The 1,271-nt window shown below is 60.8% G+C and carries 2 protein-coding genes; both read right to left on the reverse strand.

The genetic code is table 11. From position 1 onward, the window contains the following. Positions 1–250 precede the first annotated feature (250 nt). The gene (locus AWB68_RS45065; RefSeq protein WP_125483311.1) at positions 251–601 is read right to left on the reverse strand and encodes a c-type cytochrome; all 351 of its coding nucleotides are present in this window, start codon (positions 599–601) and stop codon (positions 251–253) included. A 10-nt stretch (positions 602–611) separates the two neighbouring features. Continuing rightward, positions 612–1,271: molybdopterin-dependent oxidoreductase (locus AWB68_RS45070; protein ID WP_160110201.1), on the reverse strand; the 660-nt coding region annotated here is incomplete at its 5' end.

The raw sequence follows: 1,271 nt of genomic DNA on the forward strand, positions 1-1,271 counted from the left end.
TTAACCTTGTCGACGTGTGTCGCGTCCGCCTTATAACCCAGCGACTGTGCGGTCGGATCGCCTTCGGATACCGCGGGGGATTCGGCCGACGCCTTGCCCGAGAGCGTGATGGAGGAGGCCAGCGAAGCGGCCAGTATCATGAAGTGACGGCGTGATGGTTGCATGTGGGGTTCCTGTCTTTTAGATGATGGGCGGCGGGCCGTCGACGTGCCAGCCGATGCGGAACTTCGTTTTGCCATGGAGCGAAGTTCTACTGTTTGCCTTTGATCGCGGTCAAATACTTAGCGAGTTCTTCCACCTGCTCCGCGGGCATGGGTGCGCCGTACGCGGTGCGCATCTTGTTGATCTCCGCCGTCCACTCTCCGAAGCGCAAGGGAGGCTGGCGCGTAACCATGCCAGCCGAATGGCAGATCATGCACTGCGAGTTGGCGATCTCGGCGCCGGCGCCCGGTGGAAAAACCTGCTCACTGTCAGGGAGGGTGACACTGATGGTGCGATTCAAGGCTGCGGCCGATGGCGCTTTCTGTGCGGGCTCGGCGAAGGCGGCCGAGATGCCGGCCGTAGTGAGCAGAATCAATATCAGCAATTTTGAAGTTTTCATGTTCCGCACCTTAGGAAGCCATCAACGTGATGGTTTCGACGACGTTGCGCATGAAGCCGGCAGTGTTCCAGTTTGCGGTATCCGGCTGCACGGCCCCCGCAGTGTTCGTCGCCTTGACTTTCAGCACCATGGGACCGGCCTTGGGTATCAAGTGCGTTTCCCATTGCCTGAAGCTGTATTTGCCATGATCGTGGCCAAGACGCGCGGACACCCAGGTCGCGCCGCCGTCAGACGACACGCTGACGTCGCGCACGCCGGCGTCTCCGCCGAAGGCGATGCCGCGCACCGTTTGCGGCTTGCCGGCGGCTACTTTCTGGCCGTTCGTGAGATTGGTGACGAACGAGCGTGGGACCATCCGGTTGATCGGCACCATCTTTACGCCGGTTTGGCCTGGCGTGATGTTCGCGTGGGGGGTGTCCGGTATCAGGTAGGCCTTTGACATCCAGAAGTTGTCGTCCGGGTGATCCAGCACTTCGATATCGTTGAGCATCTTCACCCAGTAGGTCGAATACCAGCCGGGCACAATCAGGCGAAGCGGAAAGCCGTTCAGCAGCGGCAACGGCTGACCGTTCATCGCATAGGCGATCATCACCTCGCCATCGCGCGCATGGTCGATGTCGAGCGACTTGATGAAGTCGGGCGTTGCGGGGAGGACCCCCTCGTCGAGCCC

Origin of the sequence: Caballeronia choica (genome assembly GCF_001544535.1) — a bacterium.
Lineage (GTDB): Bacteria > Pseudomonadota > Gammaproteobacteria > Burkholderiales > Burkholderiaceae > Caballeronia > Caballeronia choica.

Excerpts from the sequence above, each read along its gene's own strand:
- AWB68_RS45065 (WP_125483311.1), bottom strand. The coding sequence starts at position 601 with ATGAAAACTTCAAAATTGCTGATATTGATTCTGCTCACTACGGCCGGC.